At 41.9% G+C, this 21,900-nt stretch carries 24 protein-coding genes; 8 read left to right on the forward strand and 16 right to left on the reverse strand.

The genetic code is table 11. From position 1 onward, the window contains the following. Nucleotides 1–100: 100 nt before the first annotated feature. The 3 genes from V7L12_RS27805 to V7L12_RS27815 all read left to right on the forward strand — a co-directional run bounded on the left by V7L12_RS27805 (nt 101) and on the right by V7L12_RS27815 (nt 1,479). Nucleotides 101–826, forward strand: coding sequence for a hypothetical protein (locus tag V7L12_RS27805; RefSeq protein WP_335089291.1), 726 nt, complete (start codon nt 101–103; stop codon nt 824–826). 168 nt (nt 827–994) lie between these two features. Then, nucleotides 995–1,213, forward strand: a complete 219-nt coding sequence (locus tag V7L12_RS27810) for a hypothetical protein (RefSeq protein ID WP_335089293.1) — start codon at nt 995–997, stop codon at nt 1,211–1,213. Then, nucleotides 1,210–1,479 (forward strand): ParE family toxin-like protein, encoded by a 270-nt coding sequence (locus V7L12_RS27815; RefSeq protein WP_335089295.1) that lies wholly within the window; start codon nt 1,210–1,212, stop codon nt 1,477–1,479. The genes V7L12_RS27810 and V7L12_RS27815 overlap by 4 nt, the downstream gene beginning before the upstream one ends. Before the next feature lie 57 nt (nt 1,480–1,536). Here V7L12_RS27815 and V7L12_RS27820 read toward each other — a convergent pair whose 3' ends face one another. The 3 genes from V7L12_RS27820 to V7L12_RS27830 all read right to left on the reverse strand — a co-directional run bounded on the left by V7L12_RS27820 (nt 1,537) and on the right by V7L12_RS27830 (nt 3,451). Continuing rightward, on the reverse strand, nt 1,537–1,968 hold the full coding sequence (locus V7L12_RS27820; protein WP_335089296.1) for an NUDIX hydrolase: 432 nt from the start codon (nt 1,966–1,968) through the stop codon (nt 1,537–1,539). A gap of 8 nt (nt 1,969–1,976) precedes the next feature. After that, on the reverse strand, nt 1,977–2,429 hold the full coding sequence (locus V7L12_RS27825) for a DUF3531 family protein (RefSeq protein ID WP_322673316.1): 453 nt from the start codon (nt 2,427–2,429) through the stop codon (nt 1,977–1,979). A gap of 89 nt (nt 2,430–2,518) precedes the next feature. Next, entirely contained in the window at nt 2,519–3,451 is a 933-nt protein-coding gene (locus tag V7L12_RS27830; protein WP_335089298.1) for a Sll0314/Alr1548 family TPR repeat-containing protein, read from the reverse strand. Nucleotides 3,452–3,759: 308 nt separating this feature from the next. Here V7L12_RS27830 and V7L12_RS27835 point away from each other — a divergent pair, with 308 nt between their 5' ends. Beyond that, nucleotides 3,760–4,434, forward strand: a complete 675-nt coding sequence (locus V7L12_RS27835; protein WP_334815981.1) for an ABC transporter ATP-binding protein — start codon at nt 3,760–3,762, stop codon at nt 4,432–4,434. 80 nt (nt 4,435–4,514) lie between these two features. Further along, nucleotides 4,515–5,249, forward strand: a complete 735-nt coding sequence (rsmG, locus tag V7L12_RS27840) for a 16S rRNA (guanine(527)-N(7))-methyltransferase RsmG (RefSeq protein ID WP_335089300.1) — start codon at nt 4,515–4,517, stop codon at nt 5,247–5,249. 371 nt (nt 5,250–5,620) lie between these two features. Here rsmG and V7L12_RS27845 read toward each other — a convergent pair whose 3' ends face one another. Next, nucleotides 5,621–6,328 (reverse strand): hypothetical protein, encoded by a 708-nt coding sequence (locus V7L12_RS27845; protein WP_335089302.1) that lies wholly within the window; start codon nt 6,326–6,328, stop codon nt 5,621–5,623. Between the two features lie 440 nt (nt 6,329–6,768). Here V7L12_RS27845 and V7L12_RS27850 point away from each other — a divergent pair, with 440 nt between their 5' ends. Then, a complete protein-coding gene (locus tag V7L12_RS27850; protein WP_335089304.1) occupies nt 6,769–6,990 on the forward strand; it encodes a hypothetical protein in 222 nt (73 codons plus the stop codon). A 30-nt stretch (nt 6,991–7,020) separates the two neighbouring features. On the opposite strand, the gene V7L12_RS27855 is transcribed toward V7L12_RS27850, so the two are convergent. The 5 genes from V7L12_RS27855 to V7L12_RS27875 all read right to left on the reverse strand — a co-directional run bounded on the left by V7L12_RS27855 (nt 7,021) and on the right by V7L12_RS27875 (nt 10,404). Further along, nucleotides 7,021–7,800, reverse strand: coding sequence for a superoxide dismutase (locus V7L12_RS27855; RefSeq protein ID WP_335089306.1), 780 nt, complete (start codon nt 7,798–7,800; stop codon nt 7,021–7,023). A 111-nt stretch (nt 7,801–7,911) separates the two neighbouring features. Then, complete coding sequence (locus tag V7L12_RS27860) at nt 7,912–9,009, reverse strand: ABC transporter ATP-binding protein (protein ID WP_335089308.1); 1,098 nt, start codon at nt 9,007–9,009, stop codon at nt 7,912–7,914. 257 nt (nt 9,010–9,266) lie between these two features. After that, nucleotides 9,267–9,470, reverse strand: coding sequence for a hypothetical protein (locus V7L12_RS27865; protein WP_335089310.1), 204 nt, complete (start codon nt 9,468–9,470; stop codon nt 9,267–9,269). A 10-nt stretch (nt 9,471–9,480) separates the two neighbouring features. Beyond that, entirely contained in the window at nt 9,481–9,615 is a 135-nt protein-coding gene (locus V7L12_RS27870; RefSeq protein WP_335089342.1) for a type II toxin-antitoxin system HicB family antitoxin, read from the reverse strand. A gap of 60 nt (nt 9,616–9,675) precedes the next feature. After that, nucleotides 9,676–10,404, reverse strand: a complete 729-nt coding sequence (locus V7L12_RS27875) for a GUN4 domain-containing protein (RefSeq protein ID WP_335089312.1) — start codon at nt 10,402–10,404, stop codon at nt 9,676–9,678. Between the two features lie 275 nt (nt 10,405–10,679). On the opposite strand from V7L12_RS27875, the gene V7L12_RS27880 reads away from it, so the two are divergent. Further along, entirely contained in the window at nt 10,680–12,101 is a 1,422-nt protein-coding gene (locus V7L12_RS27880) for an NADP-dependent isocitrate dehydrogenase (protein WP_335089314.1), read from the forward strand. Between the two features lie 1,269 nt (nt 12,102–13,370). Here V7L12_RS27880 and V7L12_RS27885 read toward each other — a convergent pair. The 5 genes from V7L12_RS27885 to V7L12_RS27905 form a co-directional block, all read right to left on the reverse strand. Continuing rightward, nucleotides 13,371–13,814 (reverse strand): hypothetical protein, encoded by a 444-nt coding sequence (locus tag V7L12_RS27885; protein ID WP_335089316.1) that lies wholly within the window; start codon nt 13,812–13,814, stop codon nt 13,371–13,373. A 749-nt stretch (nt 13,815–14,563) separates the two neighbouring features. Next, complete coding sequence (gene mtnA / locus V7L12_RS27890; protein WP_335089318.1) at nt 14,564–15,625, reverse strand: S-methyl-5-thioribose-1-phosphate isomerase; 1,062 nt, start codon at nt 15,623–15,625, stop codon at nt 14,564–14,566. Between the two features lie 529 nt (nt 15,626–16,154). Beyond that, nucleotides 16,155–18,062, reverse strand: coding sequence for a 1-deoxy-D-xylulose-5-phosphate synthase (gene dxs / locus V7L12_RS27895; RefSeq protein WP_334816004.1), 1,908 nt, complete (start codon nt 18,060–18,062; stop codon nt 16,155–16,157). 755 nt (nt 18,063–18,817) lie between these two features. Next, entirely contained in the window at nt 18,818–19,261 is a 444-nt protein-coding gene (locus V7L12_RS27900; protein ID WP_335089320.1) for a hypothetical protein, read from the reverse strand. 387 nt (nt 19,262–19,648) lie between these two features. Next, nucleotides 19,649–20,020, reverse strand: coding sequence for a hypothetical protein (locus V7L12_RS27905; RefSeq protein WP_335089322.1), 372 nt, complete (start codon nt 20,018–20,020; stop codon nt 19,649–19,651). Nucleotides 20,021–20,131: 111 nt separating this feature from the next. Between V7L12_RS27905 and V7L12_RS27910 the strand changes: the two genes are divergently transcribed. Further along, nucleotides 20,132–20,320 carry a hypothetical protein gene (locus tag V7L12_RS27910; RefSeq protein ID WP_335089324.1) on the forward strand — a complete coding sequence of 63 codons (189 nt, stop codon included), beginning with the start codon at nt 20,132–20,134 and terminating at the stop codon, nt 20,318–20,320. A 46-nt stretch (nt 20,321–20,366) separates the two neighbouring features. Here V7L12_RS27910 and V7L12_RS27915 read toward each other — a convergent pair whose 3' ends face one another. Together V7L12_RS27915 and V7L12_RS27920 are read right to left on the reverse strand one after the other, a co-directional pair. Beyond that, complete coding sequence (locus V7L12_RS27915; protein ID WP_334814838.1) at nt 20,367–21,329, reverse strand: aldo/keto reductase; 963 nt, start codon at nt 21,327–21,329, stop codon at nt 20,367–20,369. A gap of 245 nt (nt 21,330–21,574) precedes the next feature. Next, nucleotides 21,575–21,880 (reverse strand): small RNA NsiR4-regulated ssr1528 family protein, encoded by a 306-nt coding sequence (locus V7L12_RS27920; RefSeq protein ID WP_335089344.1) that lies wholly within the window; start codon nt 21,878–21,880, stop codon nt 21,575–21,577. Between the last annotated feature and the right edge of the window lie 20 nt (nt 21,881–21,900).

Below are 21,900 nucleotides of genomic sequence, written 5' to 3' on the forward strand. Positions count from 1 at the left end.
CGAGCAATTAACATTTGAGCAGGTAATGTCTATCTCCTCGTATGACTTTATTTTAGAGGCTCTTTTCTATGCAGCTTCATATTAAATTGGTATTACAGAGTTGGCTCTTGATAATAAATGGTCTTCTTTGCTTACTTATTCCGCTCAGTGTGCAGATCAGGTTGATGTTCAAGGAACTGCTGCAAATAATCTAGGGCGTGCGTTTTCTGAGTTAAAACTCTATTCACTTGCATATCTTGCGTATGCTAAAGCAGCTGAAGCTGGAGTATCTGTAGCTAAGGTTAATATTGCAAATCTTCATTTATGGAATCCTCTTCCGGCTGCTGGTCTTAAACTCTTAAAAGAACATACAGGAACTTACGACGCTGCTGACGCTGGATATCCATACCATATTCGGGCTGAACTTGAACGAAGTGTCCAAAATGAGCAAAAAACAGTAAATGAGCTACATAAGCAAGGGTGTAAAGTTGCCGTGATGATTAGTCATTTTGGGTGGGAAGCGATTCGCAGTAACAAGCTCACTCTAGAAGGCAAACAAATCGAACTAGAATCTGGAATAGTAACTATCAAAGGAAGCGAACCAAATTGCCTCAAGTTCATTACAAATGATGAAAAGGTTTACTTAGAATTAAAACATGTTGGTCGTACTATCAGACTATGGCAAGCTGCCAATACAGACTCATTTACAGCCCTTTATTGCTTTACGGAAACAGGTTATATGCTTGGGTTAACTGTACATTTGACAGATATCACTATAGAACCCATTCTTAAGAAATATCCAATTCTCTGCGTAACTGAGGCAGTAGTGCGATCGCCTTCGACGTAGTTTGTGTTTCCTAAATAAACTCAACACTTGCTTCTACTCAAACTTTACTACTTCGGCTATGGGGAGCGATCGCGCTTTGCTCTCACCTTAATTGATCGCACCCTAACAACCCCAACAGAGTGCAAGCAGAGATAATTTATAGTATGACTTTCGTAACGATTGACAGCCATGACAGAGCTACTTGAACAAGCGATCGCCAAACTCAAAAATTTACCTGCCAATGAACAAGATGCGATCGCGGCAATGATTTTGGAAGAACTAGAAGATGAACGCTCTTGGGATGAAGCTTTCGGCCGTTCTCCTGACTTACTTGCTTTTCTTGCAACTGAGGCAATGGCTGAATACCGTGCAGATAAAACCCAAGAGTTAGATCCAGATACATTGTGAAGTCACGTATAACCGCTCAGTTTCGTCAAGGGTTTGCTGATCTACCTGAGCAAGTTCAAGAGCAAACGCGTGAGGCATACCGCCTCTTCAAACAAGATCCGAGCCATCCAAGCTTGCGCTTCAAAAAAGTACATCCAGAACTACCAATTTATTCAGCACGGATTAGCAAAAATTATCGAGCGGTTGGACAGTTAGATGGAGATACTGTTATTTGGTTTTGGCTTGGTTCACACACAGAGTATGACAAGTTGCTCTCTCAGTTGTAGCGGCACAGTACGATCGTATACCTTTTATTGAAAGCAATGCTTTTTTATCCAGATATTTTATAAATATTCAAAAAATACTTCAGGCACTAATCTGAATTCCCCAGATTTTAAGCGAGAGATATCTATCCATAACGCTCTATGTTTATGATGTGGCGATTCTGAAAAAACTAAACTTTCCAGTTGATAAAATTTTGAATCAGCAAAGTCACATTGATAAAGTTGAATGATTTCATGACCTTGCCTACCATTAAATGTAAACAGGTTTTCTATACAACCTAAATATTTAATATTCGTTAAGTCTGCCTGAATTTCCTCTTGAAACTCCCGTTTTAAGGCGGCGTGGCTGGTTTCGCCAAATTCAACACCACCGCCTAAAGCACGATAAAATGTTTCTTGTTTTACGGGATCGTAGCCTTCAGAAAGAAATATACGTTCACCATTCCGAATTAGCCCCAAGGCTATTACCCGAATTTCGCCTGCTTTATTCATTTTTATAACTAATTATCGTAAATAGACTGAGGACGACTTTCGCTATCCTCAATAGGCCAATCTGGATTTTCACCACCGATGTACAATTCTTCAATGGTGACATATTCCTGACTTAGCTGGGTGAGAGCGTTGATTAAAATATCCAATGCGATCGCATCACTGGTTCCTAAGTCAAACCAACAACGTCCCCACTGACCCTCATATTCAAACTCACCGATGTTGTGCATCAGTGCTAGCAGGCTTTTGTCATACCCTTGTTCATCATAATTCATGTAACTGATATCGAGTCCAGTGTCCTGTACCTGGAGATTCTCTGCATTAAATGCACCCAATTTACCCAGATAAAACCAGGAATTGAAAACTTCTTCTACATACTGCTTTTCACGCGCAGAAGGATTTGTGCTGAATTTTAGCCAAATCCACACATCAAAAGGATTAATTTCGCGGAACTGAATCTCCATTTTGGTCTAATATCTCAATTACTCTTCTGCAAATAAGCATATCAAAATGGGGAATGGGGACTGAATTATTTCCGATGCTCTATGGTCAATTATCCAGGATTCTTCAAGCTAACAGCACTTCTGCGTTCACGCTCAATTTGTTTGACTAAATCGCCTGGGAGTTGGGATTTTTTAGCCAATGCTTTGTCAAAATTAGCGATCGCTTCCTGGATTATCTGCTGGCTTTTTTCTTTTTGCCCCAGTTGTTTCAGGATTTGGGCTTTGAGATAATAAATTTCTGGATTATCGGATGTGGTTTTGATCGCCAGGTTGGCATAATCTAGTGCCTGTGGATACCTTTTTAAATCTCGGTAAGCAAGAGCAATACCCCGATCGACTAGATACCCAGGAGCAGCATTTTGTTCTAAGCGCCGAATTGCCTGATCTGGGCTAGCAAAAGGCAAATTAACTGCCAATAGTAAATCCATATAACCCTTGATTAAATTCAGTTCTGGATCGTTGGCAGAAATTGCTTCGGCTTTGTCTAAATATTCATAAACTTGTCGCAGCCGACTCAAGGCTTGGGGTACACCGTTGACTGTACCTTCACGGGTGATAACTACTGCACCTTCTAAAAAATGACTAACAGCAGTGTATAAATTACCACGCAATGGATCGCTAGGAATCAGTTTTTGTGCTGTTTCTAGAGTTTTCTGACTGTATGTGTCGAGTTTAGCCCAATCCTTATTTCCGTATGCTAAAGATGCCTGCATAGCATAAGCTAGGGGTTCATTTGGCTCTTTGGATAGTGCTTGTTGCAGATAACGATCTGCTGCTGGATAGTTGCCTTGTTGGAAAATCGCTTTAAAAGCAGCTTCTGTTTGGTCGCCAATTTGATGAGGTTCGCGATTGCGAAATGGATCGCCAGCCAGCGAGGGATTTACCCAGATATTAATTGCGATCGCAGCTGCAAAAGCAGTCTGAGCAAAGGTAGTGAGTTTAGCAGACACTACTAATTGAGGCAAAGAAAACCTTTTAGTCATTTTAACCCTCAGAATAATTGCGGTTGAAATAGTTGTATGTGTTACTTAAAATGCAAAAATAGTTAACTTCAACTTGCCTCTGCTTCAACCCAAATTTTCTTATATATTGGTAATTTTTCCATGTTTCCAGGCTTACTCTAGCCATTATTTAAGGCTTAGTCTGCCACAATGGAGAAAAAGTGGATAATTCTTGCTGCTAAATTAAGGTGTTAATTCAGGTAATGCGCTATAAATTTTTTTCCAGAATTTTCCAGACACCCTCAGTGTAACTAATCAGTAATTTGCTGACTTTTTGGTAATCTTAACAAATGCTTTATCTCCGAAATGTAAATTATCATCCTACAGCGTGCCCAACAGCGATTCTCAAATCGATCAATTTAGAATTAGCACCCCAGCAGCTAGGTTTGATTATTGGCCCGAGTGGTTCCGGTAAAAGTACCTTACTAGAAATTTTGTCGGGACTAGCCGAACCCACTACTGGCGCACTCTTCTGGCGGGAACAAGAACTTCTAGCTGAACAGCTACAACAATTAGCTGGGTTAGTATTTCAGTTTCCAGAGCGGCACTTTTGCGGTGGTTCGATTTTAGAAGAATTACGTTTAGGACATCCTGAGTTAGGGTCAGAACGAGTCAGACAGGCGCTGAGTGAGGTGGGATTAGAGCATTTATCGCTTTCCGCTGCTCCCCATACTTTGAGTGGTGGTCAACAACGACGTTTAGCTTTAGCAGTGCAATTAATTCGCCAGCCAAATTTACTGTTATTGGATGAACCCACAGCTGGTTTAGATTGGTCAATGCGTCGGCAACTGGTAAATTTATTAGCAAAACTGAAACAAGATTGGACATTGTTGATAGTGACACACGATGCTGGGGATCTGTTAGCGATCGCAGACCGTTGCTGGACACTCAAACACGGTGAACTAGAATCAGTAGACCCAAAGACACTAGAATCCAAAGTTAAAGAACCTCTACCAACGGTGTGAGAAAACAGCAGGGGGACAAGGGGAGAAAGAGAATAACTATACTCCATGCTTCATGACAAATGACAAATGACAAATGACAAATGACAAACTTATTGCCTGAGATGGCAGAAATCTGGCAGCAAACTCTCAATTGGCAACCAACTGATCAACAGCGAGCGCAATTCCAAAAGCTTTATGAGTTAATCCTAGAAGGTAATCGCCAACTAAATTTAACTCGGATCACTGATCCTCAAGAGTTTTGGGAAAAACATCTCTGGGATTCTCTACGAGGAATTGCACCTCTGTTATCAGCAAATTTCTCCCCTGCTTCCCCTGCTCTCATTGATATTGGTACAGGTGCAGGTTTTCCGGGTATTCCAGTGACAATTACTGTACCTAATTGCACAATTACTCTTCTCGATTCCACTCGGAAAAAAATTACTTTTCTCGACAATATATTAACTGAACTTGCCCTTACCAATGCCAAAACTATTGTTGGTAGGGCTGAAGAAATCGGTCAGCACCCCCAGCATCGACAAGCTTACGATATTGCATTGATCCGTGCTGTAGGGGCAGCCTCTGTCTGTGTAGAATATACCTTACCACTGCTCAAACAGGGAGGTTTAGCCATAATTTATCGCGGTAATTGGACAAAGGAAGAAACCACGGATTTGCAAAATGCTGTTAACCAGTTAGGTGGTGTGATTGAGTTAATTGAAAAATTTACCACTCCTCTAAGTGATAGCATCCGTCATTGCCTTTATGTGCGTAAGGTAGCAAACACAGCACTTAATTTTCCTCGTGCTGTAGGTGTACCTTCTCAAAAACCGCTTTGAGGAGGAGTCCGTGCGAGAAAGAGGGCGTTGCTGAGTGAAAGGATGAATTAGCTATATAAAATGACTCCTCCCCGCAAGGGGGGAAGAGGTGAGCAAAAATCAAACTTTGTCAGAGCAGGATTGGTAAAGATATTAGACTTCTTGCAAAAGTCCTTAAGATTCCCACTTCTAAGAGGAAATTCTTAGGAGTGGAGTTCTTATTTTTGATTTATGCAAGAAGTAAACAGAAGTTGAGCGATGGATAAGGACTCTGAGGGTTTTGTCGTAAGCTTTCTAAAATCTCTTGCTAGAATTCATTAATTGATTCTTGCAACTGTATAAATGGGTTTCTCCAGAACGAATCGCACCCCATATCTCAACTTAACCACTACTCACCAAGGATTCGCATTTTGATCGTTAATTTTCACGCAATAGCGAATACCTGGGCTACTCAGATTAGGATCGTCGGATTGTGCCCAAAAACCCCAACCTGCATTTGGAGCACTGCCATCATGAAACTCTGCCATCCTGAACCCAGATAGATGATAACGTTCTTGACCAGCTTGGTAACATTTACCATCTGCTACTTCTGGAGACACTAAGGAGCTACCTAGAACGTTAGGAATAGCGAAGATTTCTCCACCAGACCAAGAGTTTTTAGATGCACCACCAGGCGTAATAGCGGATTGAGTCTGATTTGGAATCGGATCAACGGCGAGTTCCGGTGATTTACGAATGCAAAGTAGTGACAGGGCTTGATTTACAGAAGTATCACCAGAATAGGGATCAGTTTGATTATCATATCTAACTTGGGCGTAGGTTTTACCACTGTTGTATACATTGGTATATATAACAGTGTTGATAATCCAAGTCATGGCTTTCTTAGTAGATGGTGGATTCCATATTGGTCCAGGGTTTATTGGTTCTTGGTCTATTGGTAATTGTTTTGCGCTAACTGAGGATGCTGAAACCATTGAGGAACCTATTAAGACTACAAAAGCTAACAGTTTTCCGAACTGTTGAATCAATTGCATACCTGTGTCATTTCCTCTAGTGCTATTTTTTGTGCTAGGGTCTGTAGTGCCGTGGGTAACTGCCATTTTTTTTCAGCCAAAAACTGCTTGTATAGCAGCTATCAACTTGCTAGCTATAAATTATGTAAAAAGTTACATAACTTTGGAAATTGGTAAAAGTAGCAGTTTACAGTACTGGAGATCAGCTTGTGGTGACAACGTGTGAACAGAGTTCACAAAAACAATTTCAGGAGATCGAAAACTTTTGTCAGTTGACGAAGTAATCAAGGTTTGAGCCGATAGAAATCGTCGAAAAAGATTTAGTTTGAGGTTTAATCTTATTGCTGCTCTCTACAATTACGAGCTTCATCTCCCCCAAACCGAATTTGCTTAAGCGACTTTTGCAAGAGGTCTATTGTTTGGAGGAAATTAACCAGACAAAATATTAGCCCTAATTCCTCAGAATATACCAAGTGCCATTACCCGGTCGCCATACTGCGAAGTCACTTTTAATAGAGAAATTATAAATGTCAGGGACAGGAATATCACCATTTACGCCCCATTGTCTAGTAACTGCTACACCTTTAGAACTGTTAATGACATACCAAATACCATTACTCGGTCGCCAGACTGCAATGCATAAATCACAAATAATAACCCTACTCAGCCAAAGCTACGTTTTGTCTCCCCTTCACGCTTATCACATCAAAAAACTGGCAACAGAAACAATATTCTACTGCCAGTTTTAAGCGTCTACAATTCTAAATTGTTGTCTGGTTTCAGGCAAATTTACTTGCTGCTGCAAACCGCTTGTTAATCTCATCCCAATTAACCACGTTCCACCAAGCATCTAAATAATCGGCGCGGCGGTTCTGATAATTGAGATAATATGCATGTTCCCATACGTCATTACCCAGGATAGGATATTTACCTGCACTCAAGGGACTATCTTGGTTAGCTGTAGTTGTCACTTCCAACTTGCCATCTTTGTTACGCACTAGCCAAACCCAACCACTACCAAAACGACTAGCACCAGCTTCGTTAAACTGTTTTTTGAAAGCTGCAAAAGAGCCAAAACTTTGATTAATTGCGGAGGCTATATTTCCTGTTGGTTCTCCCCCACCTTTCGGCTTCATAATTTTCCAGAACATTGAGTGGTTGACATGACCACCGCCATTATTGCGTACTGTTTTACGAATATCTTGTGGTACATTGTCAAGTTTTTGCAACAGTTCTTCAACAGTTTTGCCTTTGAGTTCTGGGTGTTTAGCTAACGCTGCATTCAGGTTTTTCACATAAGTTGCATGATGTTTGTCGTGGTGAAATTGCATCGTTTTGGCATCGATGTGTGGTTCCAGTGCTTCGTAGGCGTAATCTAAAGGCGGTAGTTGGATAGCCCCTGTTGTATTTAATGTTGTATTTGCTGTTGTATTTGGTGTTGTATTTGGTATTGCAGTGTTTACCTGAGGAGATTTCTCTGCCAATGCACAAGCATCTAATGCAAAAGTACCCGCACCTGCTGTGAGTAAAAACAAGAAATGGCGTCGATTAATAGTCATATAAGTTTTTGCAGCTAATCCATTAAGTCTCTATTGCAGTTTTTATTTTCTTAGATTCTGGCTACAAAAAATTGGAAATTAGCAATTATTTCTGGCAGTTTAAGAAACTCTTTATAAGATTCTGTCCCCAGTTTTAGGATCAAATACAAATAACTGATTTAAATCGAGTTGTAGAGAAAGGCGATCGCCTGGACGAGGACGCACATCAGAGCCTACCTGAATATTCAATACCACCGCCGAACCAGGTAAACCAGCACGAATCAAAGTTTCTCTTCCCAAAGGTTCCACCAATTTAACTTCTACAATCAGCTGACTCTCGTTTCCTTCTTGGCGACTTGGCGGTTCGTTAATAAAAATATGCTCTGGACGAATCCCCAAATCATAACTGTGTCCCTGATGCAACTGCAATTTTTCTTTCACAACTGCTGGAATTGTTAATAACTGTCCACTCACATCAAAACCATTATTTTGATAGATTGCAGCTAAAATATTCATTGGTGGACTACCTAAAAAACTTGCCACCATCTGATTAGCAGGATTTGCATAAATAGTTTGGGGATCGCCAATTTGTTGAATACGTCCTCGATTTAGCACGACAATTTTATCAGCCAAAGTCATCGCTTCAACTTGATCGTGAGTAACGTAAATAGTTGTAATACCTAATTCTTGATGTAACTGTTTCAATTCTGCCCTGGTATCATCGCGCAATTGGGCATCTAAATTAGATAAAGGTTCATCAAGTAAAAATACTTGTGGTTCACGAGCGATCGCTCTCCCTAATGCTACTCGTTGTTGCTGTCCCCCGGAAAGTTGTTTGGGTTTACGATCTAGCAGGTGATCCAGAGAAAGCGATCGCGCCACATTCATCACCCGTTCTTGAATGATTTTTCGGTCAACCTTCCGCATCTGCAAGCCAAAGCCGATGTTTTGCGCCACACTCATGTGAGGATAGAGAGCGTAGTTTTGGAACACCATCGCCACATCTCGTTGTCTGGCTGGGATATTATTCACCAAGCGATCGCCAATAAAGAGTTTACCAGATGTAGCAGTTTCTAAACCAGCGATCGTTCGCAAAATTGTAGACTTACCACAACCCGATGGTCCGACTAAAACCCAAAACTCGCCATCAGGAATTTCAAAGGTAATGTCCTCAATAGCGGTGACGTTATTAAATCTACGTTTAATATCTTCTAAACGAACGTTTGCCATGATCTGATTTGATATTTTCAGTTTGGGATCTGCGGCACTTCCAACTAAGCACTAGGAGGTTTTATCCGTCTCCTCCGAGGAACTGTAAGGCTGCTTTGGAAGTGCAGAAACTTGATTGTCCTGCACAACTCTAATCAGAAATCTTACTACAGCTAACCCTGAAGTTCTTAGCGAATAAACTAAAACAAACTTTGCGCTCCTCTGCGCTCGCTATACTCCGCGCCCCTACCCTGCGGGAAGGCGAAGCGCCTATGCGTTTAAATTTTAACCCTTAATTCGCCACGGGTTTTAGGCAAAGCTATACTTAGAGCCTCATTCACAGCATCAGTATTGGGAGAAACCTCTGCAACATCAGGTTCTAAAAGAATTTTTGTCTTACCAAAGCTCTTTCGTTCAGGGCCGAATTTTCTGATTCGTAGGCTGTTTAAGTCATACTCCGATCGCAGACTACAGCATGACATTTTTGATTTCTCAGGCATCCTCTAAACAGAGTTCAATTACTTGTTTTATATTGACCATCAACTCATCAATTGTTTCTCCCTGACTGTAACAGGCTTTTAGCTGAGGAACTTCTCCGACATAGTAGCCATCTTCATCCTGTTCAATGGTGACGTAGAATTCTCAGTTGGTGGGATTGATCATAATTTATTTATACGTAACTCAAAATCATTTTTCTGGATTCTTCGTCCAAGCTGGGTGAGAAAGTAAAGAAGCAAAAACTCGTACTCCCCGAAGTTGATTAGAGAGGGGTAAGTGACCTCTTGGCGCACTCAGATCCCAGGTAAACTCGTTAGGGTATCGCGTCCAGGTATTACCTGCTTTCCAGCCAATTTTCGGCCAGAAATTCTCCCAATTTTTACCCAAACTTAACCAGATTTCTCGCTGCACTGAAAAGCCAAATTTACCTTCGGAGTGGGCTAACCAGAGGTTGTTAATGGTTTGTAAGTCAACAGCCGAGGTATTTTCTACCTCAGTAAAATACAACCATTTTCGTTGTACAGCCGTTGGCCCTGATAGTTCGCACATTTTTTCGATGCTGACTCGATCGGCTGCTTGGAAGTCTTGAACAGCTAGTAGCTGTTGCAAAGTATTGTAGTTAATCCCGGACTCTGATTTTAGAGGTACAATTCCCTCAGGAAAAGAGGAGCGCAGAAATTCTTTGACTTGAGGTGCATCAGAGTTGTAAAGGACTTGGTAGGCTTTGCCATCAACCCAAGTAGCTGGGTTTTCACGTCGTTTCAGTAAAAATTCCATCAACACGTCTAATCCCTCATTACCCAACTCAGCTAACTGTGGGATTATCTGTTGTTGGACTTTTTCAGACCCAGCGATTAACGGTTGTCGGAGGGAGTCGATGTCATTTGCAGGGCCTGATAAAATCATTGGGTCTGTCATGCCATTCTCGTTTTAGCGGTCAGTGAAAGAGCGGTAAGCTATCGGGCATTCTCCAAGGTGAAGTCACTGATAGCGAAAAGTAGTTTACTATTTTTGATCGTACAAAATTGCGATCGCTTCACTGAATCCCACACTTAATTCCCAAATAATGTACAAGGGGAATAGGGGGAAAATCTGTGCCTTATGGCTTGGTGAACAAAAGACATAGCAAAATATACAAGCTGCCACATAAGGATTTTTTGACTAGCAGTGTATCGATTAGGAGTGTGTGAACGATGTACGAAAAGATTACCCCCCCCGGAACCGGAGCAAAAATCACCTTCAAAAATGGTGAACCAATCGTACCGGACAATCCAATTATCCCTTTTATTCGGGGCGATGGTACAGGTATAGACATCTGGCCTGCTACCCAAAAAGTTCTCGATGCTGCTGTAGCCAAAGCATATAAGGGTCAGCGTCAAATTAGCTGGTTCAAGGTTTATGCTGGTGACGAAGCTTGTGATTTATACGGTACTTACCAGTATTTACCTCAAGACACTCTCACGGCAATTGAAGAATATGGTGTAGCTATTAAAGGGCCTTTGACTACTCCCGTTGGCGGAGGAATTCGTTCTTTAAATGTAGCACTGCGACAAATTTTTGACTTATATGCCTGCGTGCGTCCTTGCCGTTACTATGCAGGTACACCCTCACCCCACAAAAACCCTGAAAAGCTGGATGTAATCGTTTATCGAGAGAATACGGAAGATATTTATTTAGGCATTGAATGGCGACAAGGTAGCGAAATCGGCGATCGCTTAATTAAAATTCTCAATGAAGAACTGATCCCCGCCACCCCAGAACATGGGAAAAAACGCATTCCTCTTGATTCTGGTATTGGCATCAAACCCATCAGTAAAACTGGTTCCCAGCGTCTAGTTAGACGTGCGATTAAACACGCCTTGCTATTGCCCAAACACAAGCAACAAGTGACTTTGGTGCATAAGGGCAATATCATGAAGTACACCGAAGGGGCTTTCCGCGACTGGGGTTATGAACTAGCAATTAGTGAATTTCGCCAAGAAACTGTCACTGAACGGGAATCTTGGATTTTGAGTAACAAGGAGAAAAATCCAAATATTTCTTTGGAAGAAAACGCCCGCCAGATTGATCCTGGGTTTGATAGTCTTACGGAAGAGAAGAAAGCGCAAATTGTCAAGGAAGTTGAAACTGTTCTTAACTCAATTTGGGCAACCCACGGCGAGGGCAAATGGAAAGATAAAGTTTTGGTAAATGATCGGATTGCTGACAGCATTTTTCAACAAATCCAAACCAGACCGGATGAGTATTCGATTCTGGCGACGATGAACTTGAACGGTGATTATTTGTCTGATGCTGCCGCCGCGATTGTTGGGGGATTGGGAATGGGGCCAGGGGCAAATATTGGCGATTCTAGTGCCATATTTGAGGCTACCCACGGCACTGCCCCCAAACACGCCGGCTTAGATCGGATTAATCCTGGTTCAGTGATTTTGTCTGGTGTGATGATGCTGGAATTTATGGGTTGGCAAGAAGCTGCAGACTTAGTTAAGAAAGGTTTAAGCGATGCGATCGCGAGTAGTCAAGTCACCTATGATTTAGCCCGATTGCTAGAACCGCCTGTTGAACCCTTAAAATGTTCTGAATTTGCCGAGGCAATTATTCAGCATTTTGGTTAAGTCTATTAGAGTTAATTAGTCAAATAAAAAGACCTCTCCCAGGTTTTACTACGCAAAACCTGTCCCTCTCCGAGTCGGCTACGGTGTACACACAAGTCTGAAATAGCTGATTAACCAGAGTTTTACCCCACCCTAACCTTCCCCGATGTATTGGGGAGCCACTGCTTTGGGCGGGCAATGCCCGACTTAAAGCAAGTGGCGTGAGGGAACTAGATTTCTTTTCTTCCTAATGCATCAGGGGATTAAGAAGGGTAATTCGACTTCTGTGTACACCCTAGCCTAAGAGGAGGAGAGAGGTCAAAGTGTATTGCTTCCATTCGAGAACCGCTATAGTTTAACTTTTAACTGTTATTTGTTCGTTGTCTAGGCTTTTCAAGCGAATGACCAAATAATTTTGAGAAAGCTCTAACGATTTCTATTTGCTAAGTCAGTATTTTTACTAAATCAACCATTTTAAAAAAGCAAAATGGCATTTTATTTGCAAAAAACACCAAAATGAGAAAGCAAACTGGGGTTTGAGTAAGTCAAATGGCATTTTGAATAAGTCAAAGCTTATTTTGAGTAAGTCAAAGCTTCTTTTACTTGCGGAAAACACCAAAATGAGAAAGCAAAAGCTTGTTTTGAATAAGTCAAAGCTTCTTTTACTTGCGGAAAACACCAAAATGAGAAAGCAAAAGCTTGTTTTGAATAAGTCAAAGCTTCTTTTGAGTAAGTAATTGCGGACTTTACTTATTGAATTTAGTCCAAATATGAAGTTTAGATAAAATTATTGAAAAAATTGCCGATAAATGCTGTTTAGTTTTTACTTTTGATTCCGTTTCCCCCCTTTTTACTGAAGTTTAGACTAAGCAGCAATAAATGACCCAGCAATGCTGAGTTCATAAAATACAAGCTTCAAGGATAAAGATATTTGAGATTAAGCAGATTTTTGCTGTTCTTTCCGTGGCTTAGAAGCAGTCTTTTTAACAAAAGGATATCGGATTTTACGAACACGTGGTTTACCTGGTGTCCACCCAAGAGACTTTCCGCGAGGTTTGGGTGGAGAGGTAGGAGTATCAATCACCGCAAAAACTCCACCCATAGCTTGAGCAATTCGTCCTGGGGTTAATTTATCTATTGACTTCTGCCAAAAGGGGGACTGTCTTCAATCAGACATCCCCTTTTCCTCTTTCATCTCGCCCATTTAGTCTAAACTCCAGCGCTTTGGGTGAACCCCAAAACTACCGTGTCAATAGGGTTTGAGATGCGCTTACCCTGCTACCTACCCGCTCAGCGTTTAGCAGCAGCAATCCCTTCTTTAGTTTCTGAAATTGCTTCATTGACCAACTTTATCGCATTAACCCGATGCCCACCTTTATTGTGGGCGGCAGTACTTAACTGTTGTCTAGCCGCATATAAGTTTTCCAGTGCAGCTTCCATGTGAGGTTGAGATGCCATTACTGTTCCAGTTAAAACCGCACCAGACAAAATTCCTCCCAGAAATAGAGCTAATAAGAATGACCACCTACTTATCCAAGATTTACGTAAAAACATAGCGCTCCCTTTCAGTTTCGTAACATGTTCTTTTACTGACAGATTCTCATTTGATTCCCAAGGTTGGAACTCGTATGTTCTTACCACTTCTGGTGGTCGAGCATCTATTCGATACAAAGTTTTAGGTGGTTTGACTCGTCCAAAGACACGGTTTTTGGACGGCTCCGGTGTAGAACTCATTGTGTTCTCCTGGTGGGTGTACGTCTTCTAGGCATAATCAATTTCTAATATTGAATTGATTATTTTGCATCTATCGTGCATTGTTTCACACACCAATACCTGAATGAATCAGATTTTAGTCTAACTTTTAGTTACAGTCTTACTTTTACTCTATATAGCTTCTGAACAATTCGCAGCTAAAACCTTTGTTAACTTTTATATCAGTAAGCCTACTGATAGATGCTAACGATCACCCACCGTTAGTCTAAACTCCCCTTTTTAAGGGCGGTCTTCTCACATTGGGAGAGGCTAGCGCCTTCTCTATGAGACGCTTTGCGAACGCGGAGCGTCTCGTAGAGAAGGGGGTTTCCACGCCACTTGCTTTATGCCGGGGAACCTGTCCACCGCAGTGGCTCCCCATGAGCGATTGGCGTGGGTTAGGGGGGATCTAAAAGTGCCTAAAGTCACAGCGAAACACTTTTCAAACAATCTAAAGACAAATGACTGCATCAAGTTGATGAGTTTCGTAAGGTTCAATCCGCATTTCCATATTCCAACTAATGCCGAAGGTTCCCAAATCAAATAATGAAGCCGCCGAACTATTATTTGAACCACTCCCTTTTCCAAATCCCGTGAAAAGTTAGAGTTACAGCTATTTTCAGGTAAATAGACCACGCGGTAGGGGCGCAAGGCCTTGCGCCCCTACAAAAGTATGTGGTTCAAATATATGAAAACTGCTGTAAAGATAGGGAGGGGTTCGTCGAACTCAATTACACTAATTGCTTTAACTGTGATTTTGCTAATTCATGAGGTGCGATCGCTCCATTCTCTGTAATGATGGCTGTAATCAACTCAGCCGGGGTGACATCAAACGCTGGATTGTAAAAATCTACACCCGCAGGTGTGAGAATAGTATCGCCAACTTGATAGATTTCTGTTGGTTCGCGTTCCTCAATGGGAATTTTGCTACCATCGGCTAATTCAAAATCAACGGTGGAAAGGGGTGCAGCGACAAAGAAAGGTATATTATGGGCTTTAGCTGCGATCGCAACACTATATGTACCAATTTTGTTAGCAGTGTCGCCATTAGCAGCAATGCGATCGGCACCCACAACTACAGCATGAATCAAACCCTGTTTCATACAATGGGCTGCCATATTATCAGTAATTAATGTCACTGGAATACCTTCTTGCACACATTCCCAAGCGGTGAGTTTTGCGCCTTGCAAACGGGGACGGGTTTCGTCGGCAAATAAACGTTCTAAACGTCCTTCCCTCCAAGCGGAACGCACAACACCCAAAGCTGTGCCATAACCAGCAGTAGCTAATGCCCCGGCGTTACAGTGAGTAAGCAATGTTAGTTTTTTTGGGTTAGTAGGTAAAACTGCCAAACCATTGTCACCGATCGCTTGACAGGTTTGCAAATCTTCAGCGTTGATTGCTTGGGCTGTTTGGAAAAGGGTTTGCTTGATGTCTTCCACTGTTCCCAGCGTTTCGTAAGCGGCTTTCATCATCCGGCTAATTGCCCAAAATAAATTTACCGCCGTCGGACGAGTAGAACGCAACAACTGGGCTACTTTATCTAAGTGTTGTAAAAATTCGTGGCGATCGCTAGTTTCAATTTCTCTTGCACCAAGATACATTCCATAAGCCGCAGCCACACCAATTGCAGGCGCACCTCGCACAATCATGGTTTTGATCGCCCGCGCCATATCTTCACTGCGGTGAATTTCCACAAATGTATATTCGTTGGGTAAGCGAGTTTGGTCTATTAGTGACACTGAGTCATTGTGCCAAATAACTGGATAAACCTGGTTTGTAGAAAGTGTCATAGAAAAAGGTAGTTAGGAGATGGGCAATATTTTTTACTTTAATGCACCCTGATGATTTCATTTTAAAAACCAAAATTCAATTAACTATTTCTACCTTTTTCGCTACTGCTAATAAGCTTATACTTGTTGATGTTTGCCATCTTTAGAAGCGTCTGACGCAATCTGCTTGAGTTGCACCTTCAGCCCGTTTTCTGGGCGTAAGGTATTTCGCTTCCATTAGCATTGTCAACAAATCATTGGTTTTTTCCTCACTGTTGCGACGCTGTTGAATCTGTCCAAGTTCAAATAGATGTCCAACTATTGAGTTAGCGGAAGGTGCTGGTAACTAGAATACATTAATAGCCATAGCACAAAAACTCTAGGATGGTGTATATTCAATAACATTAATTTAACGTTAATATTGAATTCGTCCTCCAATAGAGGGATTAGGCAAGCTGACTAGAAAATTTGCCGGGGTTTCCAGCATTTTCATGAAAATAACCCCAGAATTTGGGGTTATTTTCATGAAACTATTCTGACTTAGAATTAACTAGACGACAGCCGATACTTGCTGCTTAAAGAAAGCTTGCAATACTCTCTCTGCTATTTGATGACTAGTCAAACCTAGTTCTGTCTTAGATTCATTTGGTTCAGCATGATCCACTAACACATCTGGTACACCGAATCGCTTGACAGGAACGAGAATATCTGCATCTAGTAAAGCTTCTGCGATCGCAGAACCAAACCCACCCATGATACAACCTTCTTCTAAGGTGACAACACGGCCGATTTTCTTCGCTAAAGGCAAAATCAACTCGGTATCCAAAGGCTTAACGAAACGCGCATTAATTACAGTTGCTTCAATGCCATGTTCGCTGAGAATTTCCGCAGCTTGCATTCCTGGATAGACCATTGTGCCATAAGCGACGATTAACACCTCATCGCCTGTACGCAGAATCTCGCCTTTGCCGATTTCTAAGGGTTCCCAACCTTCTTCCATCAAGGGAACGCCGTAGCCATTGCCACGAGGATAGCGCATTGCGATCGGGCCACTGGTATGATTAACGCCAGTTACTACCATGCTTTGCAGTTCTGCCTCGTCTTTGGGGGCCATGATTACCATGTTGGGAATGCAACGCAGATAGGCAATATCATACATACCTTGGTGGGTGGGGCCATCAGATCCGACGATTCCCGCCCGATCCAAGCAGAAGAATACTGGCAGGTTTTGGATGCAGACATCATGAATTATCTGGTCGTAGGCGCGTTGCAAGAAGGTAGAATAAATAGCTGCAACAGGGCGCATCCCTTCGCTTGCAAGTCCTGCTGCTAGCGTAATTGCGTGTTGTTCCGCAATGCCGACATCAACATATTGATTGGGCAGTTTTGCTTGAAGTTTATCTAAACCAGTCCCTGTTGCCATAGCCGCTGTAATCCCGACGATTTTGGGATTTTGTTCGGCAAGTTTTACCAGAGTGTGAGAAAAGACTTTGGCATAAGCTGGGGGTTTGGGTTTATTAGAAGGAATGGCTTTGCCAGTTGCGACGTTGAAAGGGCTTTGGGCGTGGTAGCCAACTTGATCAAGTTCGGCAATTTCATAACCTTTGCCTTTCACTGTTGCCACATGTACCAAAACTGGGCCTGGTATCTGATGTGCTTGTTGGAAGGTGGCAATCAATTCTTCGAGATTATGTCCGTCTACTGGCCCAATGTAGGTAAAGCCGAGTTCTTCAAAAACTGCACCTACCTTTGGAACTGCCAAGCGCTTCATACCTTCTTTGATGCGTCCAAGTTCGGGGGAAAGAGATTCGCCAACGAAGGGAATTTGCTTCAACTGTTCCTCAAGATTATCTTTAATAAATTGCACCGGTTGGCTGAGGCGCATTTTGTTGAGGTAGCGGGGAATCGCGCCGACGTTGCGAGATATGGACATATCGTTGTCATTGAGAACAACCAACAGATTGGTTTTCGGCATGTGTCCGGCATGATTGATCGCTTCTAAAGCCATGCCGCCAGTTAGTGCCCCATCCCCAATCACAGCAACGGCTTTAAATTTTTCTCCTTTCAAGTCTCGCGCTAAAGCCATGCCCAATGCTGCTGAAATACTTGTAGAAGCGTGTCCAGCCCCAAAGTGGTCAAACTTGTTTTCACCCCGTTTGAGATAACCCGCAATTCCGTCTTTTTGTCTAAGGGTGTGGAAGCGATCGTAACGTCCTGTAAGCAGTTTGTGGGGATAAGCCTGGTGTCCTACATCCCAAATCACTTTATCTCGATCTAAGTCCAGTGTTTGGTAAAGTCCTAGTGTTAATTCGACAACACCCAACCCTGGCCCCAAGTGTCCACCATTAACTGCTACTGTTTGAAGATGCTTATCTCGAATCTGACGGGCAATCTGTTGCAGTTGGCGAACAGATAAACCGTGCAACTGATTAGGATGGGTGATTTCGCTCAGATGCATATTATAAGGTTTTCCTCTCTAACTTCCAGTCTCGGTATTTTGATTTTCCCACGGTCGGGTTGTCCATAGAATCAAACTCTTACATTGTTACTAAGTTGTAGTGGAAAGTATAACTTCTTAATTGATGATCGTGAAAAATTTGTTAACCATTAACAATTCGTCAAATAAGATTCCAATCAGTTAAAGTTATAACACATTTTTTCATGAGTAATGCTACTTAAAAAATGCTTGTAATGCGTATATAAAAACAAGTTTTTTAAGAGTAATTTGCGGAAATTCCCTAAGCAGATTACTCAATTTTGCCATCTTAAGTTAGTACAAAAGAAAGTCAAATATTTTATTTACAGCTATATATCTAGCATAATTGCTAGTAAATATTTAACTAGAGTTTCTACTCTTCTTCGGTGACAGCAGCTAGTTTTATCAGCGATCGCTAGTTCCTATAACTGTGACAAATATGTATCTAAAGCTACTCGATTACTTTATCTAATTTTATTTAGGAAATTTTTTCTATATCTCGTTAAAAGTTTCCAAGTGGAAAGAAGGCTTTAACTACAATCCCCTGTGGGGATGAACAGCTAGCTCTGCATCCCTACCAGAATGTTTAACTACCTGTAATTTGCTGTAATAATATTGACGTAACCTGAGATTTTCCAAAATTCCCCGTATACAACAATATTTCCGACTTTTTGAAAAAGTCGGAAATTTCAAGCTTTCGATTTTCGCAAATCCAATCGGATTCCTATTCTATATCTCTATTTACCAAAAGCATCCTTAATGTTTTCAACAGTACGTTCAACAACATTCTTTGTGTTGTCTACTGCTTCTTTAGTCCGAGATGCATCTTCATTTGCTCTCTTCTGAATTGTAGCGGCATCTTTCTTTGCTTTGCGCGCAATAAAGCTATCATTGTCTGTTGATTGGTCAACTTTACTGGCATTGCTCTTGGCAGCGTCCTTAACTTTATCTGCCGTATCATCAATGAAATTTTTGGTTCGTCCAGCATCTCTATCAGCTTTGTCTTGAGCGCGATCTGCATCATCATACGCAATCAAGGTTCCAGTAGGATTGGCCATTGCTGAGGTGTTCGAGAAAAATGCACCTTGCCAAACGAAAGCGATCGCTAACATACAAAACAACGTTGTCGCCATCCAGCGTTTTACGGTGGAAAGCTGCTTTGCAACATAATTGGATTTCATACAATACAATCTCATGTGATTTAGTATACTATTTCTACTTCATTTAGTTTATTAGCCATATCGATCCCTAGATAGAAGTTCTCGCATCAATAGTCATCAATAGTTATGAAATTAGTTCACTATTTTGATAGATTGAATTTTGAGTAAAGATTATTTCCTAGTAAGCAAAGGTCGATTTAAACAAATTACACTTTTTCGACATCGGCGATACCTACAGTGAGCTACGCTAACGCACTGAGGAAAAGTTAGCGATCGCCCTTCAGTTTATTACAGCAGTTTTCATGTATTTGAACCACACCTGTCGTAGGGGCGCAAGGCCTTGCGCCCCTACCGCGTGGTCTATTTACCTGAAAATAGCTGTAACTTGCGATCGCTTCCAGCGCGCGGTTACGCCATCGCAACTGACTTTTTACGATTGGGACGCTTGCGTTCTGATTTTTTCTTCAGTCCAACGGCTTGAGCTTGATCGCTATCTGAGCCATATTCTCCGCGGATTACTTCTTTCATCGCTAATGCAGCATTATGAAATTCCCATTCTGCTAATCGCGCAGCATCGACCGCAGCACGATAGAAAGTTAGTTTTTCAGTTTCGGATTGTTGCTGCGCCAACATAGCTTGATAAGCTTGCTGTAAATTTGCTACAGAGGCAGCAGTACGGGTTGTGTTATATGTGCTGATGGTTTGCAAGCCGTGAAATGAGTTTATATCTTGACTAATTGATTGAGAAGGCAAACGACGGGTTTTATCTTGGGCGGGCATATAAGTATACTGATATAGGGTATACTTTAATGTGCCTATTAAGACAAAAAAATTCTCAGTAAAGTGAGATTTTTAGATAGAACAAGGTTAAATAAAAGCGTGAGTTAATTTTTGCAGGTCAAAACAATCGCATTGTTAGCCGAAACAATCGCATTGTCAGTCAAAACAATCGTATTGTTAGTCGAAACAATCGCATTGTTAGTCAAAACAATGGCATTGTTATATGAAACAATGCCATTGCAGGGGGTTGCATTAGATAACGTGGCGATCGCAATTACTAAACTGGAAGATGCTTTATAGTTGTATCACCCTGTGAACTTCCTCCATGGACAACACTAAGAAAGCATCACGCTGACATCAATTGCTGAATACGCTGTGGTTCTTCTCCCAGCCAATCTGGATTTTGGGCAGTGCTATCAAAGATTGATGAGGTTTTGAACGGCTCAAACTCGCCGCGTGATGCCGCTTCTGCCGTTTTTGCTAAGAGCGATCGCACTTGCTCGTCGTTCATTGGCTGGAACGTTTGCACTGCTTCAAAAGCTTGCTCTAGAATTTCCATACTGTCAATTCCGGTAATCACAACCGATGTGGGCAGATTCAAAGCATAGTGTAAACACTCAATTGGCGTTACAGTCTTTGACCGTAAAAGAATACCGTTTGCCAAGCTTTTCATCCCCAAAACACCGATGTTTTGTTTCACAAGTTCTGGTACAACCAGCTTTGCAAAGCTCCGGTAGTGGGCATCCATTACATTCAGCGGCATTTGCACTGTATCAAATTTAAACCCGTGAGCAGCTGCAACTTCCAGTGTATGTAAATGAATATGGGGATCTTTATGCCCAGTGAAACCGATGTATCGCAGTTTTCCAGCTTCTTGTGCTTCAATGAAGGCAGCATTTGCCCCTTCGGGGTCGAAAATTCGATGGGGGTCTTCATATCGAATCATTTCGTGATGCTGAACAAGATCGATGCAATCAACTTGCAAGCGTTTGAGTGATTCGTCTAATTGTTTTGCGGCTTCTTTCTTAGAGCGACCATCGATTTTCGTCATCAGAAACACTTTATCCCGGTAGCCATCGCGTAGCGCTTTTCCCATGCGAATCTCGCTGACTCCACCGTTGTAATCCCAACTGTTATCCATAAAGGTGATGCCACGATCGATGGCTGTTCTAACAATGCGGATACCCAGTTGCTCATCAACGTGCTTCAAGGCAATGTGCCAACCACCCAATCCGATGGCGGAAACTTTCTCCCCTGTGCTACCGATAACTCGGTATTGCATTTCTGAATTTGACGTAGTTTCTGACATCTGTTCTCCAAATCTTTCAGCTATTACTCAAGTACATATAGCCATCTGCCAATTCAAACACAAGGCAAAGTTGACAATATCTTGCTGAAGATACACTTTTCGACGCGATCGGGAAAATATTCAAGAAGCCAAAATACCGATGCTAATTTCAGATGTGTGAGGTAGAGAATTGAGGGCACAGCATTGCTGTGCCCCTACAGCATATTTGGTTCAGATAAATGAAAACTGTTGTAAAACATTAACAATTATTTACCACTATAAAAAAAGGCAATTTCTTTTTCTTTTAGGGGTGCGAAATCAGCATCTACAAGTAATTGGTCGAGTTCTGCTTGGGGAATGTGTTTTGCGCCAATTCGCACAATGCGCGATCGCATAGTATTAGATACACCACTGCGCTGTCTATTGCCTTCTAGCGCCATAACTTTACCATAAAGTTCTAGCTTGGCAGACGGAATGGGAGAACCATCAAAATCAATTCCCTGTGCGATCGCTTCATCAATCGCATCAGCCCCTGTAGTAGTTTGATTCCCTGGGTTAGTTTCGGTAGGCATGGTGATTTTCTCTTCTTCGC

This window comes from Nostoc sp., assembly GCF_036918245.1.
Lineage (GTDB): Bacteria > Cyanobacteriota > Cyanobacteriia > Cyanobacteriales > Nostocaceae > Nostoc.

Excerpts from the sequence above, each read along its gene's own strand:
- V7L12_RS27810 (WP_335089293.1), top strand. The coding sequence starts at position 995 with ATGACAGAGCTACTTGAACAAGCGATCGCCAAACTCAAAAATTTACCT.
- V7L12_RS27820 (WP_335089296.1), bottom strand. The coding sequence starts at position 1,968 with ATGAATAAAGCAGGCGAAATTCGGGTAATAGCCTTGGGGCTAATTCGG.
- V7L12_RS27825 (WP_322673316.1), bottom strand. The coding sequence starts at position 2,429 with ATGGAGATTCAGTTCCGCGAAATTAATCCTTTTGATGTGTGGATTTGG.
- V7L12_RS27830 (WP_335089298.1), bottom strand. The coding sequence starts at position 3,451 with ATGACTAAAAGGTTTTCTTTGCCTCAATTAGTAGTGTCTGCTAAACTC.
- V7L12_RS27835 (WP_334815981.1), top strand. The coding sequence starts at position 3,760 with ATGCTTTATCTCCGAAATGTAAATTATCATCCTACAGCGTGCCCAACA.
- rsmG (WP_335089300.1), top strand. The coding sequence starts at position 4,515 with ATGACAAACTTATTGCCTGAGATGGCAGAAATCTGGCAGCAAACTCTC.
- V7L12_RS27845 (WP_335089302.1), bottom strand. The coding sequence starts at position 6,328 with ATGGCAGTTACCCACGGCACTACAGACCCTAGCACAAAAAATAGCACT.
- V7L12_RS27850 (WP_335089304.1), top strand. The coding sequence starts at position 6,769 with ATGTCAGGGACAGGAATATCACCATTTACGCCCCATTGTCTAGTAACT.
- V7L12_RS27855 (WP_335089306.1), bottom strand. The coding sequence starts at position 7,800 with ATGACTATTAATCGACGCCATTTCTTGTTTTTACTCACAGCAGGTGCG.
- V7L12_RS27860 (WP_335089308.1), bottom strand. The coding sequence starts at position 9,009 with ATGGCAAACGTTCGTTTAGAAGATATTAAACGTAGATTTAATAACGTC.
- V7L12_RS27865 (WP_335089310.1), bottom strand. The coding sequence starts at position 9,470 with ATGTCATGCTGTAGTCTGCGATCGGAGTATGACTTAAACAGCCTACGA.
- V7L12_RS27875 (WP_335089312.1), bottom strand. The coding sequence starts at position 10,404 with ATGACAGACCCAATGATTTTATCAGGCCCTGCAAATGACATCGACTCC.
- V7L12_RS27880 (WP_335089314.1), top strand. The coding sequence starts at position 10,680 with ATGTACGAAAAGATTACCCCCCCCGGAACCGGAGCAAAAATCACCTTC.
- V7L12_RS27885 (WP_335089316.1), bottom strand. The coding sequence starts at position 13,814 with ATGAGTTCTACACCGGAGCCGTCCAAAAACCGTGTCTTTGGACGAGTC.
- mtnA (WP_335089318.1), bottom strand. The coding sequence starts at position 15,625 with ATGACACTTTCTACAAACCAGGTTTATCCAGTTATTTGGCACAATGAC.
- dxs (WP_334816004.1), bottom strand. The coding sequence starts at position 18,062 with ATGCATCTGAGCGAAATCACCCATCCTAATCAGTTGCACGGTTTATCT.
- V7L12_RS27900 (WP_335089320.1), bottom strand. The coding sequence starts at position 19,261 with ATGAAATCCAATTATGTTGCAAAGCAGCTTTCCACCGTAAAACGCTGG.
- V7L12_RS27905 (WP_335089322.1), bottom strand. The coding sequence starts at position 20,020 with ATGCCCGCCCAAGATAAAACCCGTCGTTTGCCTTCTCAATCAATTAGT.
- V7L12_RS27915 (WP_334814838.1), bottom strand. The coding sequence starts at position 21,329 with ATGTCAGAAACTACGTCAAATTCAGAAATGCAATACCGAGTTATCGGT.
- V7L12_RS27920 (WP_335089344.1), bottom strand. The coding sequence starts at position 21,880 with ATGCCTACCGAAACTAACCCAGGGAATCAAACTACTACAGGGGCTGAT.